The organism is Sulfuricurvum sp. (assembly GCF_028681615.1).
Classification (GTDB): domain Bacteria; phylum Campylobacterota; class Campylobacteria; order Campylobacterales; family Sulfurimonadaceae; genus Sulfuricurvum.
Map to the genome: position 1 here is coordinate 26,161 of NZ_JAQUHV010000016.1, position 18,742 is coordinate 44,902.

17 protein-coding genes and 1 pseudogene are annotated in these 18,742 nt (G+C 39.5%); all 18 read left to right on the top strand.

Features of this window, described 5'->3' with window-relative positions:
- Positions 1 to 91: 91 nt before the first annotated feature.
- On the top strand, positions 92 to 925 hold the full coding sequence (locus PHE37_RS11860) for a hypothetical protein (RefSeq protein WP_299994707.1): 834 nt from the start codon (positions 92 to 94) through the stop codon (positions 923 to 925).
- Complete coding sequence (locus PHE37_RS11865) at positions 922 to 2,631, top strand: ABC transporter ATP-binding protein (protein WP_299994709.1); 1,710 nt, start codon at positions 922 to 924, stop codon at positions 2,629 to 2,631. The genes PHE37_RS11860 and PHE37_RS11865 overlap by 4 nt, the downstream gene beginning before the upstream one ends.
- A gap of 114 nt (positions 2,632 to 2,745) precedes the next feature.
- Complete coding sequence (locus PHE37_RS11870; RefSeq protein ID WP_299994711.1) at positions 2,746 to 3,495, top strand: TylF/MycF/NovP-related O-methyltransferase; 750 nt, start codon at positions 2,746 to 2,748, stop codon at positions 3,493 to 3,495.
- A 47-nt stretch (positions 3,496 to 3,542) separates the two neighbouring features.
- Complete coding sequence (locus tag PHE37_RS11875) at positions 3,543 to 5,078, top strand: glycosyltransferase family 4 protein (RefSeq protein ID WP_299994712.1); 1,536 nt, start codon at positions 3,543 to 3,545, stop codon at positions 5,076 to 5,078.
- Complete coding sequence (locus PHE37_RS11880) at positions 5,056 to 6,030, top strand: glycosyltransferase (protein ID WP_299994714.1); 975 nt, start codon at positions 5,056 to 5,058, stop codon at positions 6,028 to 6,030. Before PHE37_RS11875 ends, PHE37_RS11880 begins: the two co-directional genes overlap by 23 nt.
- Before the next feature lie 103 nt (positions 6,031 to 6,133).
- Positions 6,134 to 7,273: a UDP-galactopyranose mutase gene (gene glf, locus PHE37_RS11885; protein WP_299994716.1), complete on the top strand. Its 1,140-nt coding sequence runs from the start codon at positions 6,134 to 6,136 to the stop codon at positions 7,271 to 7,273.
- 9 nt (positions 7,274 to 7,282) lie between these two features.
- Entirely contained in the window at positions 7,283 to 8,248 is a 966-nt protein-coding gene (locus PHE37_RS11890) for a glycosyltransferase (RefSeq protein WP_299994717.1), read from the top strand.
- A complete protein-coding gene (locus tag PHE37_RS11895) occupies positions 8,245 to 9,357 on the top strand; it encodes a glycosyltransferase family 4 protein (protein ID WP_299994718.1) in 1,113 nt (370 codons plus the stop codon). The genes PHE37_RS11890 and PHE37_RS11895 overlap by 4 nt, the downstream gene beginning before the upstream one ends.
- Positions 9,347 to 9,961, top strand: a complete 615-nt coding sequence (locus PHE37_RS11900; protein WP_299994720.1) for a sugar transferase — start codon at positions 9,347 to 9,349, stop codon at positions 9,959 to 9,961. The genes PHE37_RS11895 and PHE37_RS11900 overlap by 11 nt, the downstream gene beginning before the upstream one ends.
- The gene (locus PHE37_RS11905) at positions 9,958 to 10,965 is read left to right on the top strand and encodes a 3-oxoacyl-ACP synthase III family protein (RefSeq protein WP_300008666.1); all 1,008 of its coding nucleotides are present in this window, start codon (positions 9,958 to 9,960) and stop codon (positions 10,963 to 10,965) included. Before PHE37_RS11900 ends, PHE37_RS11905 begins: the two co-directional genes overlap by 4 nt.
- Entirely contained in the window at positions 10,962 to 11,183 is a 222-nt protein-coding gene (locus PHE37_RS11910; RefSeq protein WP_299994723.1) for an acyl carrier protein, read from the top strand. The genes PHE37_RS11905 and PHE37_RS11910 overlap by 4 nt, the downstream gene beginning before the upstream one ends.
- 2 nt (positions 11,184 to 11,185) lie before the next feature.
- Complete coding sequence (locus PHE37_RS11915) at positions 11,186 to 12,220, top strand: aromatic ring-hydroxylating dioxygenase subunit alpha (RefSeq protein WP_299994725.1); 1,035 nt, start codon at positions 11,186 to 11,188, stop codon at positions 12,218 to 12,220.
- Positions 12,217 to 13,251, top strand: a complete 1,035-nt coding sequence (locus PHE37_RS11920) for a 3-oxoacyl-ACP synthase III family protein (RefSeq protein ID WP_299994726.1) — start codon at positions 12,217 to 12,219, stop codon at positions 13,249 to 13,251. The genes PHE37_RS11915 and PHE37_RS11920 overlap by 4 nt, the downstream gene beginning before the upstream one ends.
- Positions 13,248 to 14,006, top strand: a complete 759-nt coding sequence (locus PHE37_RS11925; protein ID WP_299994728.1) for an SDR family oxidoreductase — start codon at positions 13,248 to 13,250, stop codon at positions 14,004 to 14,006. Before PHE37_RS11920 ends, PHE37_RS11925 begins: the two co-directional genes overlap by 4 nt.
- Positions 14,003 to 14,635 carry a NeuD/PglB/VioB family sugar acetyltransferase gene (locus PHE37_RS11930; RefSeq protein ID WP_299994729.1) on the top strand — a complete coding sequence of 211 codons (633 nt, stop codon included), beginning with the start codon at positions 14,003 to 14,005 and terminating at the stop codon, positions 14,633 to 14,635. The genes PHE37_RS11925 and PHE37_RS11930 overlap by 4 nt, the downstream gene beginning before the upstream one ends.
- 89 nt (positions 14,636 to 14,724) lie before the next feature.
- Complete coding sequence (locus PHE37_RS11935) at positions 14,725 to 16,836, top strand: STT3 domain-containing protein (RefSeq protein ID WP_299994731.1); 2,112 nt, start codon at positions 14,725 to 14,727, stop codon at positions 16,834 to 16,836.
- A 2-nt stretch (positions 16,837 to 16,838) separates the two neighbouring features.
- Positions 16,839 to 17,948: a UDP-N-acetylbacillosamine transaminase gene (pglE, locus tag PHE37_RS11940; protein WP_299994733.1), complete on the top strand. Its 1,110-nt coding sequence runs from the start codon at positions 16,839 to 16,841 to the stop codon at positions 17,946 to 17,948.
- Positions 17,945 to 18,742, top strand: a pseudogene (locus PHE37_RS11945) (UDP-N-acetylglucosamine 4,6-dehydratase); the annotation flags it as partial. The gene pglE and the pseudogene PHE37_RS11945, both read left to right, overlap by 4 nt.

Below are 18,742 nucleotides of genomic sequence, written 5' to 3' on the forward strand. Positions count from 1 at the left end.
CGCAATTATACGCTATCATAACTCAACCATAAGTACGCGTGAGTGAGCCCAATTGATGATACCGCTTTCTATATCTCAGAAACAAGTAGTTATGAACTTTTTCGCAGATGATATTAAAATCGTAAAAAAATATTTTAACTCCATCGGTTTTGATTTTGACGAAGAGTTCAGATTTGATGTTTTTAAAGAATTTATCTACTCTGCGGCCGGTATGTTCAAAGATTTGGACACGACCATCTACAATCAAGAACTTGTTACCAAATTCAATACCATCCGCTTTCTCAGCGAACGCTACAGTGATTTTGAGCAGCGTACCAACTATGCTCAAAGAGTCTATACGAAAGACTTCTTGCTCGCACAGGAGGGATATGTTGCCGAAAAACATCAATTTGAACTTCTCAAATCTGAACTTCAAATGCTGATTACAAAAGAACAGAGCCTTACTTCAAGACGAGAAACGATGGAACGTCAGTTTATTGACGAACCTAATCTTATTTCCGATAAAACGGCATTTGAACATGAACTCAAAAAAGTTCGCCGTGAACAAGTAGATACGATCCATATGATCGGAAATCATAAACACGAACTGGATGAACGGTTCATTACCCTTAAAACATTTGAAGATCAGCATCGGGAAGAGTTTCTCAAATACTTCAATGAAATCAAGGATAAACTCACGTATCAATTTACCGAAGCACTTAATTATTTCGGATATGATTTTAACGAGGCACTCTTTCGCAATTCCGAACGTTCAAGTTCCATTCAAAGTTTTAAAAAAGAGGCCGGTATACAGGGGGATATCAACCTGTGCAAATACGTCGAATATTATCTGCGCAACGTTATCCCCGAAGCCCTATCGGATAAAGGGCACAAGGAACGGCTTCTAATCGCTAAAAAATATTGTGATCGTGTAGGGAAAAAATGAGGCTTTTTTTCACAAAGCTTTTTTCAATTCTGACTAGACATGATAAAAAATTTCTTTTTATTTTGTTTTTTATCTCAATCATCGTTTCCCTTATTGAAATGATTGGAGTCAGTGCCATTCTGCCGTTTATCAATATTGCCAGCAACTTTAGCAATATCCATTCTAATACCTATATAGAAAGAATTTACACATATTTCCATTTCAGCAGCAATATCAATTTTGTAGTAGCAATCGGTCTAGCCCTTTTGATTTTCTACTTCTTGCGCTCACTGCTCAATCTCGGATATTTTTATTTATTGGCCAAATTTTCGAAAGGGCGTTACCATCTTATCGCCTACCGACTCTTTGAAAATTATTTGGGGATGAGTTATCGTTCCTTCATTGATAAAAACAGTGCAGACCTTTCTAAAGCTATTGTAAATGAAGCACAAAATATGACAGCACTTATTTCAGGTTTGTTACTAATGCTTAGTGAAATCTTTGTTGTGATTTTTATTTACTCAATTATGCTTTATATCAATTGGAAAATCACCCTCCTTATCAGCACCATTCTCATCGTCAATGCTTTGTTTCTCACCATGACCGTATCACGTGCCATTAAAAAAGCGGGAATTTCCCGTGAAGAACATCAAAAAAAATTTTTCGAGATTATCCAAATAAGTCTAGGAAATTTTAAAATGATGAAACTCACCTCAAATACCGAATCTATTCTCGAAAAATTCGACCATGCCAGCGCCGGTTATGCGTCTGCTAATATTCGAAATGAAACCCTGAGCCATTTCCCAAGAATTTTCTTGGAAGCACTTGGATTTGGGATTATTATTTTTATGATTATTTACCTCGTTCAAAAGTATCAAAGTGATATTTCAGGGGTATTAGCACTGATCTCGATGTTTGTATTGGGATTATATCGTTTAATGCCATCCGCTAACCGTATCCTCTCAGGCTATAATCAAATCCTCTTTTTTAAAAATTCACTCGACATTATACATAATGATCTCATGTACGATGCGGAAGAACTTCAAGACATCCCTGTCAGTTTCAACGAAATCCTCCAACTCGATCATATCCGCTTTGAATATAATGAAGGGAAACCTATATTGAACGACCTTTCCCTGACTATCCATAAGGGTGATAGAATCGCCTTTATCGGTGAAAGCGGTAGCGGAAAATCAACCCTTATTGACCTCATCATCGGACTTTATCGGCCAAAAAGCGGAACAATCAGCGTGGACGGTACACTATTGGATGAATCCAATATCAAAGCTTGGCGAAGTAAAATCGGATATATTCCCCAAAGTATTTATCTCTTCGACGGTACGGTAGCTCAAAATGTCGCTTTCGGGAAACCTATCGACAATGTTCGAATAAAAGAATCTCTTCGTCAAGCCAAAATTTTAGAATTTTTAGAGACCCATCATCAAGGCATAAACACGATCGTCGGCGAGGGTGGAATCAAGCTCAGCGGTGGGCAGCGTCAACGAATCGCAATCGCCCGTGCACTCTATGGACATCCCGAAATTTTAGTCCTTGATGAAGCCACCAGTGCACTCGATAACGAAACTGAAGCAAAAATTATGGAAGAGCTCTATAGAATATGCGAAGATAAAACATTAATTGTTATTGCTCATCGACTCAGTACGATTGAAAAATGTCAAAAAATATATGTATTTACTTCTACACAAAAACTAATAAGGAGAAAATAATAATCTTTTCCTGTTTAGAACAATAAAGACTATATAATTTTCATAGTTAAAAGAGTACAAGATGTCTAAAATAAAAGAGAAAATCTATACCTAGAAATATTATTGGAGCGAAAAATGAATTTCATTAAAAAATTAGTCATCAAAATAATGGAAAAAAATGCATCTATTTTGTCAGATAAACTATCTAAGCGCTTAGAACATATTGAAAATCAGTTGAATGAAATTAAATATAATGATCCAAGAAGACCTGAGTATTTATTTTATAAAGTTTGTGAAGTTGCGCAGAAAAAAACAATAGATTACATTTATGAAAATATGAAAAATGCAATTTGTATTGTTGATTATGATGAATTTCTTTCTTATTGTGTTTCAAAAAGTAGATCCAATGGAGATATTTTTGAATTTGGAGTATTCAGTGGGTATTCTATTAATAAATTTGCCTGCCTATCTGTATCATCCAACATATATGGTTTTGATTCTTTTGAAGGATTACCTGAGGAGTGGCAAGGCTATCATTTTTTCGATTTTAACCGAAATGGAAAATTGCCTAATGTACAATCAAATGTTACTTTGATTAAAGGATGGTTTTCTGACACCCTTCCTGTATTTTTAAAAGTATATAAAGGTGAAGGAATCAAATTATTGCATATTGATTGCGATTTATACTCATCAACAAAAGATGTTTTTAACGAACTTGCGAAGTACATTACCAAAGATATGATAATCATTTTTGATGAGTACTTTAATTATCCCAATTTTGAAAATCATGAGCTTAAAGCTTTTCATGAATTTGTCCAAAAACAACGGATCAATTATGAATATATCGCCTACTGTGGTGAAAGAGTGGCAGTTAAAATACTCTGATTAGATTTAACAACACTAAAGGATAAAACTGAAAGTATGGAAATAAAATGACATCTGTAATAGAATACGAAAAATTAAGATTAAAAGAAATCTATACTTTATTATTCCCTAATGAACATATATTTATTCAGCTAAAACCATCGGAAATACAAGATTTAAAAGGACCGAAAAATATAAAACTAAATATACTCGCTCATGCCATTTTGAATGAGTATCAGATACATATTGGACCAATGCATTTACCAGTTTCACATTCATTTGAAATAACTATTCCATCAAAAAATCAATCACAAGAAAATAATTTTCCTATAAGCAATACTAGAAAAATTAGTTATTTATTATCTTCATATCCATTATTACATGAAACTGTTTTAGAATTGATTTTCAATTATCTTGAGATGAAACAGCATATACATTTTAATAAAAAATATAAAACTTTCCCATGGAAAACCGACTGTACGTCTGAACAAACACCCACAGCTCTAGTAATGATGCATTGGTTAGATGTTGGTGGTGCTGAAAAATTTGCCGTCGAAACATGCTTGATAATGGAAAAAAACAATATAACACCTATTGTTTTATCGTCACGTTCTTCTCGACCATTTTATTTTGAACAACTTAGCCACAAATACTTAATATATGAATTAGATCGTCAAATTCCTCTTGGCAAAAGGCTTAAATTTATACTATTACTCATTAAACATCATAAAATATCCATTATTCATAATCATCATAGCACACATTTTTATCAGGTAATAGCATTGGTCAAAAGTTTTTTTCGATCAATAATAGCCATTGATACTTTACACATTGATGAGAAAAAAAGAAATCGGTTGGGGTTCCCTCGTTTATCAGTTATTTGGACAAATTACATTGATTATCATCATGTCATAAGTAAACGATTAGAAAACTTTTTTTTAACTCATCGTATTGATAAAAGTAAAATTATTTTTGGTCATTTAGGCAAAACTCTCTCATATCCATCCACTTTTAATATTCAAAATAACCTGTTGAATAAAAAGATTAATATTTGTTTTGTGGGGAGAATGGTCACACAAAAACGACCTATTTTAGGAGCTGTTTTACTAATTGATGCTGTAGCATTTTTGATTAAATCTAATTTTGAAACAACTGTAAATATTGTTGGTGATGGGGAACATTTAAAATCTTTTATAAATGCTATCAATAAAAGTGGTTATGCAAAATATTTTAAATTTTTTCCAAGCAATACAAATGTATTAACAATCATGCAACAAAATGATATTTTACTTATAAGTTCAGAAAATGAAGGAATCACTCTAGTAGCTTATGAAGCGCTTGCTCAAGGATGCATAGTAGTTTCGACTGATGTAGGGGCACAAAATGAAATAGTCCCTCAAAATTTATTACTTCCTTCAACAATCTTTAAAGCTAGAAATAGATGGGAAAAAATTTTACTTAACCTCACGACAAATGAAATATTTCGAGAAAATATCTTTATTGAAATAAAAAAGAAAGTAGACGAAATGAAACAAAAACAAAACGCATGGGAAGTATTAGATCAAGTTTATAGGGACATATATGCAAAATTCAATTTCAAATAAACCCACAATCTGTGCCGTAGTAGTTACATATAATAGAAAAGAGTTATTACTTGAATGTTTAAATTCTATCGTTAATCAAAATTATCCCGTAGATAGCATAGTTATTATTGATAACTGCAGTAATGATGGAACTACACAAAAATTAGTTGAAGCTAAATACATAAGTACGGATAAGACAATAGTTATAAAAAATGGGATATCAATCTTTTATAAAAAAACATCAATGAATATTGGTGGAGCCGGTGGATTCAATATTGGTATTAAAGAGGCTTTTTCTCATAAATTTGATTTCATTTGGTTAATGGATGATGATACTATTCCACACAATTCAACACTTTCAGAACTAATAAAAAGCTATAAAATATCGTCTGAAAAGTTAAAATCGCCAATAGGATTTGTTTGTAGTAAAGTTTTACATACTGATCATACCGTCCACATTATGAATATTCCGACAATTCATTCAATTTATAAAAATGATAGCCTTCCTTTTAATACTCTAGATGAAGATGACGTGTTAGTTGCTTATTCATGTTCCTTTGTTTCTGTTTTAATCACATTTGAAGCAATACAATTTAGTGGTTTGCCCTATAAAGAATATTTTATTTGGTATGATGATGTCGAATTTACTTCAAGAATTTCAGACCAAGGTTTTATAGGGATATATTCAATGAATAGTACTGTAGTACACAAAACTCCCTTTAATTACGGAGCAAATATTTTAAGTGCATCAGTTAATGACTTATGGAAATTCAAGTATGGTATCCGTAATTCATTACATGCATTAAAAAGAAAAAATTTTAAATTATTTCTTTTTGTATTAATCAAAAAAGCAATTTTTGACTCCATATTCATATACAAAAATCGAAAAAACCATAATTTTCTATTTGCTAAATCAAACTTTATTAGTGTTTTGTCCTCTCTCTTTTTTAATCCAGAAAAAGAATTTATTTAATACTTCAAACAAAAATATTTTAAATAAATTAGACCATTTCAGATTTAACATATAAAACGATAGAAGAACCATTTATGAAAACTTTTAAGTAGCAAGGAAAAAAATGACGAAAATCGCTATCATCGGCTCAGGCTTCTCCGGTTCTGTCATCGCACGAGAATTAGCAGAAGCAGGATACACTGTAGAACTTCTCGAAGAACGCGAACATATTGGTGGCAACTCATACAGTTATATCGATAAAGAAAGTGGTATCACCGTCCATAAATACGGTCCACATATCTTTCATACCGATAATGACCGGGTGTGGAAATACGTGAATCGATTCGGTGCGATTATGCCTTATGTCAATCGTGTTAAATCAACAGTCAATGGACAAGTCTACTCTCTTCCCATCAACCTACACACCATCAATCAGTTTTTTGTGAAAGCAATGTCGCCGCATGAAGCCAAAGCATTTGTAGCAACACTCTCTGATCCATCGATCGGAGAACCGTGCAATTTCGAAGAACAGGCGTTAAAATTTTTAGGGCGTGGACTCTACGAAGCGTTTTTTAAAGGCTATACGATCAAGCAATGGGGGATTGACCCAAAAACTCTTTCTGCAAACATTCTAAAACGTCTCCCCGTACGATTCAATTACGATGACAATTATTTTGCTCACAAATATCAGGGGATGCCGCGTGATGGCTATACCGCTATAATCGAAGCGATTTTAGATCATCCCTCTATCAGTGTCCATTTAAATACCCGTTTTACCAAAGAAATGGCTTCTGATTATGATCATGTTTTCTATAGCGGTCCTATCGACGCCTACTATAACTATGAATTAGGACGATTAGGCTATCGCACCCTCGATTTCGAAATGCACCGTGACAGTGGAGACTTTCAGGGATGCGCGGTAATGAACTATGGAGACCTCGATACCCCCTATACCCGTATCAGTGAGCACAAACACTTCGCCCCATGGGAAGATCATAAACAAACGCTCTATTTCAAAGAATACAGCAGACAATGCGAACCAAACGATATCCCTTATTATCCGATTCGTCAAACCCAGGAGCAGGAGTTGCTTCGCCGTTATGTCGAAATGGCGAACAAAGAGGAAAAGATCACTTTTGTCGGGCGTTTAGGGACATATCGTTATCTCGATATGGATGTAACAATCAAAGAGGCATTGGAAACAGCTGATCGCTTCAAAGATGAAGGTAAAACACCACCATTTATGATCGATCCGTTAGCTTAAAGGAAACAATTGAAAATCGCATCCGTAATCGTGACATTTAACCGACTGGAAAAACTCAAACTCACTGTACAAAAAACATTAGATGAAGAGATTAACTATTTAATTATTATAAACAATGCTTCGACAGATGAAACCAAAAAATGGCTCGATTCATTACTCGATTATCGTCTTCGAATTATACATTTGGAAACCAATATCGGAGGTGCCGGGGGATTTCATGTTGGCTTTAAAGAAGTAACAGATAATACAGATGCCGATTGGTTGGTCTGTTACGATGATGATGCCTACCCACAGAAAGATTCCATAAAGCTTTTCAAATCGATTGCTTTACCAAAAGAAGCCGGGAGCATCGCAGCTGCCGTCTATTCTCCTAATCATCAGATTGTAAATATGAACCGTCCAGGTATTAATCCATTTTGGCATTGGGATAGAGTTATTTCTTTTTTATTTCACGGTCGAAAATCTATCCATATTCAGGATAATATGTATCATACTGAACAGTATTATGAAATTGATGCTTCATCATTTGTCGGCTATTTTGTGCAAACTGATATTGTCAAAACAGTAGGGTTGCCTCGAAAGGAGTTATTTATCTATGCAGATGATGTACTGTATACCCTCCAAGTCAGAAAAGCTGGGTTTAAACACTATTTTTTTCCTACTCTTAAATTTATTCACGATTGCAATACTATTATACAAGACAATAAAACAATTTCTCCGTTATGGAAAGTCTATTATATTTACCGGAATAATTTAGAGCTATACCGTATGATGGCAGGTATATTTTTTTATCCCTTAGCTTTGGTAAAAATTTTTTCGTGGTGGAGAAAAGAAAAACATTATAATAATCCTGTCCTGTACAAAAAAATACTTTTCACTGCTATTAAAGATGCATTCAAAAAAGACTTTTCGAAATCGCACGTTGAGATATTAACTTTATGTACACCGCTTGATTGTGAAGAAAAATTGTTATGACCTTTGGCTTCCTCTCCCACCTCGATTACAACATTTGGCTTTTCCGTCTGCCGGTCATGCAGGAGTTGGTGCGTCAAGGACATACAGTGTATGCGATATGTCCAGCAGGAGAAATAAGCAACTCCTTTTGCGAACACGGGATTACCCATATCCCGTATAAAATAGAGCGTTCGAGTCTCAACCCGTTTAAAGAACTCAATGCGATCCGACATATCTATACTGCCATCACACCACTCAAACTTGATATTCTCCATACCTTTACAGCCAAACCCAATATTTACGGCACTATCGCAGGGAGATTCGCCCGCGTGCCTCGTATCATCAACCTTGTCGAAGGACTGGGAAGTTTTTATCTCGAAAACGATTTAAAAAGCCGCATTGTCCGCAATCTGATTGAGCTGCTTTATCGTCAAACGTTTAAACTCGCCGATACCGTAATGTTTGTCAATCATGATGACCCGGATTATCTGATCTCTAAAAAAATTGTCTCACCTGCTAAAGTTTTCATTATGAAAGGGGTAGGGATAGATACAAATAAATGGAGACCTTTATCTAAAGAGGATAAATGGATTCGAGTAACAATGGTTGCACGTGCTCTTAAACATAAAGGGGTTTTGGAATTTATTGAAGCTGCTACCATCCTAACAAAAAAATATCCCGAAGTTTCATTCCAATACGTTGGTTCTCCCGATGAAGGAAATCGTTTTAGTGTCACAGAAACATTTATGAAAGAACAGACCGCCATACACTACCTCGGCCACCAAACCAATATTTGTCATATCCTAGCCCAAAGCGATATTTTTGTCCTCCCAAGCTATTATCGAGAGGGGCTCCCCAGAACATCTATGGAAGCTGCAAGTATGGGACTACCAATTGTCACTACCGATGTCGTCGGATGCCGAGAAACCGTGGATGATGGGGTTAACGGATTTCTAGTACCCCCACACAATATAAACGCATTGGCCAATGCAATCGAAAAACTCATTTCTAACCCTGATTTGCGCTCTCAAATGGGACAGGCAGGAAGGGAAAAAGCCTTAAAAGAGTTCGATATCGCTACAATTGTCGACAAACATCTCGAAGTGTACGGACTGCAGCGTGTACGTTAATCTGATCAAACCCTTACTGGATCGTTTCGGAGCATTGATTTTATTGATCCTCTTTTCGCCTTTCATCCTACTCGTCACACTCATGATTGCCGTTCGCATGGGACGTCCCGTTGTTTTCGCCCAACGCCGTCCAGGATTGCATGGAAAGATTTTTACGATCTATAAATTTCGTACCATGACGGATGAAAAAGATTCCCAAGGGAACCTTCTGCCGGATTCAGAGCGATTGAAGGGAATAGGTCGATTCATCCGAAATTTCAGTTTGGATGAGCTCCCCCAACTGCTCAATGTTCTCAAGGGTGAAATGAGTTTTATCGGACCACGCCCTCTCTTGCCGGAATATTTGCCGCTCTATACTCCGCAGCAGGCACGGAGACATGATGTCAAACCCGGCATTACCGGGTGGGCTCAAATAAACGGACGCAATGCGATCAGCTGGGAAGAAAAATTTCGTTATGATGTCGAATACGTCAATAATATATCGTTTGCGCTCGACTTTAAAATCTTTTATCGTACTTTTGCAAAGGTGTTTATCAAAGAAGGGATATCCCAAGCAGGAGAAGCAACCATGGAAAAGTTCACCGGGACTAAGGAAAAAAAATGAAAATATCGTATTATCTTCCTTCCAATATCGAAGATAATCAGACCTTTGAAGCGCTGGGATGGCCCTCTAAAAAAATCTTTGCCAAAACCGGAATACGCCAACGGCATGTCAGTGCTCCGGATGAGACAGCTTTGGATTTGGCGGTCAAAGGATGTGAAAAGCTATTCGCCGACCATGCCATCGACCGAACCACTATTGACTATATTCTCTACTGCACCCAAAGCCCCGATTTCGTCATCCCGGGCAATGCCGGAATTTTACAACACCGCTTGGGTTTGCAAAATGCTATCGGTGCTGTCGATATCAATCAAGGATGTACCGGATATGTCTATGCCCTCTCACTCGCAAAAGGGCTTTTGGCTACCCAACAGGCACACACAATCTTGATCGTTACAACCGACACCTATACCAAATACATTCATCCGCTGGATCGCGCCAACCGCTCTATTTTCGGGGACGGCGCAAGTGCAACTCTCTTGGAACAAACCGATGTGGAGAACATCGGGCAGTTTATATTTGGTACCGACGGCAGCGGTGCACACAACATATGCGTCAAAACCAGCGGTTTGAAATACCCAAAAAGTCCCCAAACCTCCATCGAGCACCAAGACGATTCAGGCAATGTCCGCAGCGAAGACAACCTTTATATGAACGGATCGGAAGTCTTTTCCTTTACTCTCGAACATGTCCCCTCAGCTGTAACAGCCATACTGGCGAAACATAACCTGAGTATGGATGAGATTGAGCACTTCGTTTTCCATCAGGCAAACGGTTTTATGCTGACCCATTTGAGAGATAAAATCGGTATCCCCGAAGAAAAATTTTTAATCTGTATGGAAGATACCGGGAATACCGTCTCATCCACTATTCCCATCGTCCTTTCAGAGCTTATGCGAACCAAAACCGTTAAGGAAAATGATAGAGTGATGCTTGTATCATTTGGGGTCGGATATTCGTGGGCCGCCACCATTTTGACATATAAAACTGCCGAGGATCAAAAATGACTAAACAAGATTTAATAACCGAGATTGAAGATATTCTCCAAGCAGATGAGGGGAGTTTAAATGAAACGACGGCACTTGCCGGTCTTGAAGATTGGGACTCGTTGGCTTTTATCAGTATCATCGCTTTATTTGACAAAAAGCTCAGTAAAAAAGTACCGCTTGATGAACTCAAACAATGCCAAAGTGTTGGAGATATCATAGCTCTATCCGGCATCTAAGTATGACATCCAGAGCGGATTATCATACACAATCAACGCATGATAAAGAGTGCGAAGCGCTCTTTGAACGCTTTTACCACTTTGGAGCGCACCGCTCTGAATTAAACGAACCAAACGATTTTCGACGTATTCAGGCTGGCGGACATGACATTGTTCTCTACAATGACAACGGAAACATCATTGCTTTTGAAAATAGCTGTCCGCACAGAGGCTGTTTGCTTATAACGGAAGAACATGGCTCCAAAGAGCTCGTATGCCCTTATCACGGTTGGCGTTTCGGAGAAGGCAAATGTATCGTTCCCAATCGAAAACTTTTTAATGAAGATGAGATCAACTCCGCTGCTCTGCGTACCTATGCGATCGAGCTGTGCGGAAATTTCATCTTTTTTTCACCGGCTCCTTCCGCGACACTGAGAGAACAGCTCGGTTCTTTTTGGGAACTGCTAGAAACCCTCTCCCACGATATTTCCCGTCTTATCGACGATAACGACGAGCCTTTTTCAGCCAATTGGAAAATTTCGCTCGAAAATGCCCTCGAAAACTATCACGTCTCTTCCGTTCATCCGACTTCGCTTGGGACACTGGAACCGACGGACGGAACAGTGACATTTGATCAAACCAATTCGCTATGGGAATCCCCGCTTGGAAATACAAAAGTGCATACCAAACTGTCAAAACTCCACACCCTTTTTGACAACAAATACCGCAACGAGTGCTATTTCAGCCTTTATCTTTTCCCTTTTTCCATGATTTCTTCAACGTTCGGGTACTCCTACGCTTTTCAGAATTTTTACCCAAAAACACCTACGGAAACGGCATTTTCCAGCCGTACCTATGCAACACAAACTGAGTACACTTCGTTCTTCGACAATGTGGCTCAGCTGAATCGCCAAATTTTTGCCGAAGACGCCCGGATTTGTCAACTGGTCCAGATGGGAACCGCTTTAAGCGCTCCGTACATCTATAACCGCCAAGAAAAACGGATCCTTGCCTTTCACCGCCATTATGAAGCTCTCGTTAAAGAAGAACCCTTATGAAAATCACCTATACCCACGCTGCAATCAGCCGCATTGTGACCGTTATTCCTAACCAAAAAATAAACAATCATGATTTGCCGTTTGATGATAAAACGAAAAAGAAAATAATTAAAATGACAGGGGTTGAAACACGCCACGTTCTCGATGAAAAAACTTCTCTCTTGCCCTTGTATATTCAAGCAGCACAGGAAATTTTCAAGACCATTGATCCACAAAGCATCGATGCTGTTATTGTAGTAAGTCAAACTCCCGAATATCGGCTTCCGACAACAGCAAACGTGCTGCACGGGTTGTTAGATCTCAAAAAAGATGCTTTGGCTTTTGATATCAATCAAGGATGTTCTGGATACATTTACGGTCTTTCTCAAGCGTTTGCCTTGCTCGAAACTGCCTCTGATATCAAACGGATCCTTTTGTTTGACGGAGATGCGATTTCAAAAATCTCTGAACCGGAAAACAAATCAACCGCTTTTCTTTTCGGCGATGCTGCCAGCGTAACGCTATGTGAAAGAACGAATGATTCTAAAAGCTATTTCGTACTTAAATCTGACGGACATGGATATACCAATCTTATCGTCCCTGATGGCGGAATCGCCTCACCCTTGTGTGCAAACTCGTATGAAAAACAGAGTGATGAAACCGGCAATACTACCTCTGCATCAACCCTCTATATGAATGGAACCGAAATTTTCAATTTTACCGTCGAAGAAGTCCCCTCTCTCTTAGAAGAAGTTTATACACTGTCGAATCAAACTCCGGAAATGATCGATGTATTTTGCCTTCATCAGGCAAATCGCTTTATGCTTGATTTTTTAGCGGATAAAATGGGAATTGCACATAAAACTCCGATCAATATTGATCGTTACGGCAACAGCTCTAGTGTCTCTATCCCCCTATTAATCTGCGATATGCCTGAAGTATGTACTCGTTCACATGCTCTTTTAGCAGGCTTCGGCGTAGGATATTCCATGAGTGCCGCACTTCTTGATCTTTCAAACACACAAACTATGTTGAAAGGATTTGAGGCATGATTCAATTCAGTTCTGACGATATTTTTGTGGTTACCGGTGCCTCAAGCGGTCTTGGAAAAGCCATTGCCCTTAAAATTATCGCGCTTGGGGGCTCCGTCATCGCCGTTGCCCGAAATAGTGACAAACTCATTCAAGCACAAACCGAAGCCCTCCATCCGGAACATTTATGGATTGAACCGTTTGATTTGGCAGCCCAACTGGAAGAGATCCCCGATTTTATCAAACACTGTGCAAAAAAATACGGGAAATTAACCGGCCTTGTCCACTCTGCCGGAATCGGCGGTGTCACTCCCCTCAAAGCACTCGATCTTTCCGACGCCAAATCGATGTTCGATATCAACTATTTCAGCGCCCTCATGCTGTCAAAAGGGTTCTGTGACAAACGGGTATGTACCGCAAACGCGTCGATTATACTCCTCTCCTCTATCGCCTCCGTTCAGGGTAACAGCGGTTTAGGCAATTATTCTGCGACCAAAGGGGCAATCAACTCTCTGGTTCAATCGCTCGCCGTCGAAACCGCCAGACAAAACATCCGAGTCAATGCCATTTCACCCGGTTTTATCGTGACCGAAATCGTCCACCATGCGCCGGAAGTTTATAATGATGCGTTCTTTGCAAAAATCAAAGAAGAGTACCCTCTTGGAGAAGGTCATCCCGAGGATGTAGCATCGGCATGTGTCTTTTTACTGAGTGACAGTGCCCGATGGATAACAGGACAAAATATCATTATCGACGGAGGAAGAACATTATTATGAAAAAACGGCTTGCCCTCATCGGAGGTGGCGGATTCGCGAAAGAGATTATTGAAATCGCTCTTTTAAACGGTTTTGAAATTGCCGGTATCTTTGCCGAGCAAAACAACCTCTCGGCATATCCGTATTTGGGGTATCTGGATGAATTGCTCTCAAAACGCGAGATGTATGACTATGTTCACATTGCGTTTGGTGGAATCAATCACGCCGGAATTGCCAACCGAATCAAAATAATCGATTTTTTAGAAGAGCATGATATCCCCTCCGCTACCCTTGTGTCACCCTATGCGCGTATCAGTGTGGATGTTGAGATAGGCGAGGGGAGTTATGTCGCACACAATGCCCTCATTTCATGTGAAGCCAAAATAGGTGCACATGTCATTATCAATACCGCGAGCCTGATCGGTCACGATGCGTACATCGGCAAAAACACTACCGTATCTCCGCAAGTTTTTATCGGCGGGGAGTGTATCATCGGAGAAAACTCTCTGATCGGCGTCGGGACTTTGATTAAACAAGGGTTGAGCGTTGGAGAAAATTGCATTGTCGGAATGGGAACAATCGTTCAACGTTCGCTTCAAAGCAACATGATGATAGTGCACAATCATCCAAAACCGGTCGCACTACATTAACGTTATGGGTTCTAAAAGAACCTTTTTGATACACTAAACGCTTTAATTATGATCCCTAATACAAAACACACCAAAAAGGCAAGAAAGCCATGAATTTTCTAAAGCTTCCCAATGAACACTCCGGAGTCAAACTAACCCTTTTCTTCATTATTGTCGCGTATCTCTTTTCTCTCTCCATGCGCTATATTTGGGTGGCTGATTTTCAGTCTGTTCCACAATTTCATTGGCATAACGAATTGATGATAAACACAAATGACGGATACTTTTTTGCCGAAGGGGCACGTGATATCTTACAAGGCTACCATGAGCCAAACGACCTCTCACCGGTCAACGAGCCCCTCGCCCTTCTAACCGCATGGCTCTCCAAGATAGTCCCAGTAAGCTTTGAAACACTAATTCTCTATATGCCTTCGTTTCTCGGTTCTTTAATTGTCATACCGATTATTTTGATCGGACGGACATTAGGACAAACGTCAATAGGCTTTATTGCAGCACTGATCGCAAGCATAACCAACAGCTATTACAACAGAACAATGACGGGGTATTACGATACCGATATGCTTACTATCGTATTACCGCTGTTTGCCGTGTACTTTATCATTTTTGCTATTATTCATCAACGTAACCGTTTTTTAATTCCTATCACCCTTGCCTTTGCGTTAAATCAATGGTGGTATCCGCAGAGTTATTCACTCAACAGTGCGATTTTGGTTATGACTTTTATCTATGCCATCATCTTTGAACGAAAAAATCACTATTTCTATAAGATTGCACTCTTTATCATCATTGGTGTTTTATCCCTTCCAATTTGGGTCAAACTTGCAATTGCGATAGGAGTTTTTTCCTTTTTCCATTTTCGACCGGCACTCGATCAAAAATGGTTTTGGGTGTTATTCGGGGCAATTATTGTCATCTATTTTGCGACAGGGGGGATTGACCCAATCTGGGCACAGCTAAAAGGGTATCTATTCCGTGAAACTGTCTCAAATGAAGCCGGTGGGCTTCATTTTTACAACGTAGCCCAAACCGTCCGTGAAGCAGGAAATATCCCTTTTACAGTTTTTGCGGAACGGATCAGCGGACATACGGTCACGTTTCTTATTGCCTGTATCGGTTATGCTCTTGCCGTCTTTGCCTATCGTCCGCTCTTAATCACCCTTCCCCTTGTAGGGCTTGGATTTATCGCTATGTCGGCAGGACTACGTTTTACGATTTATGCCGTTGCACCGATAGCAATCGGATTCGCTTATTTTATCGTCCTCATTAGCCGCCCGATCGAAAAAGGATGGCTGAAATATATTGTCTTGTCCGTTTTTACCGCTGTTGCTCTCTATCCTAACTATTTACATATTAAAGAGTATAAGACTCCAACCGTGTTCACTGCCGGAGAGGTCTCTATTCTCGAACAGCTCGGAAAAATTGCAGGACACGAAGACTATGTTGTCTCTTGGTGGGATTACGGCTATCCTATACGCTTTTACAGCGATGTCAAAACGCTCATAGACGGTGGAAAACACAGTGGGGATGTCAATTATCCCGTAAGCTATATTCTAACCCAGCCTCAGCAAAATGCAGCCGCAATGGCACGATTAAGTGTTGAATATACGGAACGCAGATTTGAAACCAATAACCCAGACGATATTACAAAAATGATGTTCAAAGCATATAAAGCCGATTCGGTTGACGATCTAATGGTCACTATTCAGCTCAATCCCGCTTCATTGCCGAAACCGACACGAAATATTTATTTCTATCTGCCACTGCGGATGATGGACATTTTTCCGACGGTAACACTCTTTAGTAATCTGGATCTTAAAAATCCGAATGATCATCCTCAACAGCCTTTCTTCTATATGACTCAAGAGGCTAAAGATACTGGAAAAACCATTGATCTTGGAAGTGGGATTTCCATCCTAAAAGAAAAAAACAGCCTAAAAATCGATAATCAGGAAGTACCGATCAAAGGCTTTTACCAAGTCGGTTACGACAAAGCTCAAAAACTTTCTGTCAATGAACAGCACTTTGCATCAGACGGTCTCAACGTTATCTTCATGGCAAGCTATGGACGGTTTTTAATCGTGGACGATTTTTATTTTAACTCTTCCTATATCCAAATGTTTGTTTTTGATCATTATGACCCAAAATTGTTTACGCCCGTCATTCTTGACCCGATGAGCAAAGTTTATAAATTGAAAGTATGAGCATGCATACCCAACGCCTATTTCTTTCCCCTCCGCATATGAGCGGAAGAGAACAAACCTATATTGCCGAAGCGTTTGAGAGCAACTATATCGCACCGCTGGGGCCGATGGTTGAACGATTTGAGCAAAGTATCCGCGATCTCACCTCTACCCCGCATGCTCTCGCACTTAGCAGTGCTACAGCGGCACTGCATTTAGCTTTGCGCGTTCTGGGAATAGGTGCGGGAGATATCGTTTTAACCTCATCCTTTACATTTATCGGCGGGGTTGCACCGATTCTCTACCAAAATGCAACTCCGGTTTTTATCGACAGCAACACCGTGAGTTGGAACCTCGATCCCTCTCTTCTTGAAAAGGCCATCATCGAATCACCCGTAAAACCTAAAGCGCTCATCCTTGCCCATCTCTACGGACAATGTGCCGATCTGGAAACAATCATTGCACTGTGCACCCATTATGACATTCCCATCATCGAAGATGCTGCCGAAAGCCTTGGAGCCACCTACAATAATCAGCAAACCGGAACCTTTGGAACCTTCGGGGTCTACAGTTTTAACGGAAACAAAATACTCACGACCTCCGGGGGAGGAATGCTGATCTCTAAAAATAAAGCGCTCATCGACAAAGCCCGTTTTTATTCGACCCAAGCACGTGACGATGCACCCCATTATGAGCATACCGACTACGGGTACAATTATCGCATGAGTAATATTCTAGCCGCTATCGGAGTAGCGCAGATGGAAGTTTTGCAAGAGCGGATAGCAGCCAGACGACAGATTTTCGAGTGGTACCGCGAAGTGTTGAACGATATCGAAGAGATAACCTTTATGCCGGAACTCTCACAGGCAAAAGGCAACCGGTGGCTGACCACACTCACGTTCGAGCACTCCGATCCGACCCGCATCCGTCTTGCCCTCGAAGAAGAGAACATTGAAAGCCGTCCTCTTTGGAAACCGATGCACATGCAACCGCTTTTCAAAGAGGCTCTTTGTTTCCAAAACGGAACATCCCAAAGCCTTTTTGAAAAAGGGCTGTGTCTCCCCAGCGGAACCCAGATGAATCGAAACGACGTCGATCGTGTCTGTAGTATTCTTAAAAAGGTCCTACGATGATCGGATGGCTACGTCCGAGCAATGTTAAACGGATCGCTTTTTTTCTTTTTTCCGATATCTTTTTATCTCTCTCGACACTGTATGTCTCTTATCTTCTACGGTTCAACTTTGATATACCGGATCCGTTTTTGGTTCCGTTTTTATGGGTTGCCGCAGCCTTAATTTCGATTAAATTGTTTTTCATACACTGGTTTAAAAACTACACGATTATTTGGCGTTTTTACGGCTTACAAGAAGCCAAAAATCTCTTTTTTGCCCATCTCATAACCTATGGGATTTTTGCACTGATCCATACTTCATCCCCTGCCTTATTTTTCCCTTTTCCCAGAAGTGTCATCATTATCGATTTTTTATTTTCCTTCATCTTTTTAGGAGGGCTTCGTCTCTTAAAACGTTCCATCATCGAAATCGGTGCACCTCGTGCCGATCGTAAACCTACTCTGCTTATCGGAGTCTCTTCCAACAGTGCCAATCTGATTAAAAATATGCTGAAAGAGTCCAATGAATACTATCCGCTAGGAATTATCGTACTTCAAGAAAAAAATCACAATATGATCGGTTCTTATCTCAACAACATAAAAATATTCGGGATTGACGATGTCCCTTCCCTCATCACATCGAAATCGATCACTGCCGCGATTATTGACGGTTCATTGCCAAACGACTCTTTGCGCAAAGCCTATCAAGTCCTCAGTGATGCAGGGGTACATGAAATCAAGCGCTCACGCCTATTGGATGATGCCCATAACCGTATCGAAACACTCTCGATCGAAGAGCTTCTCGCCCGCCATCCA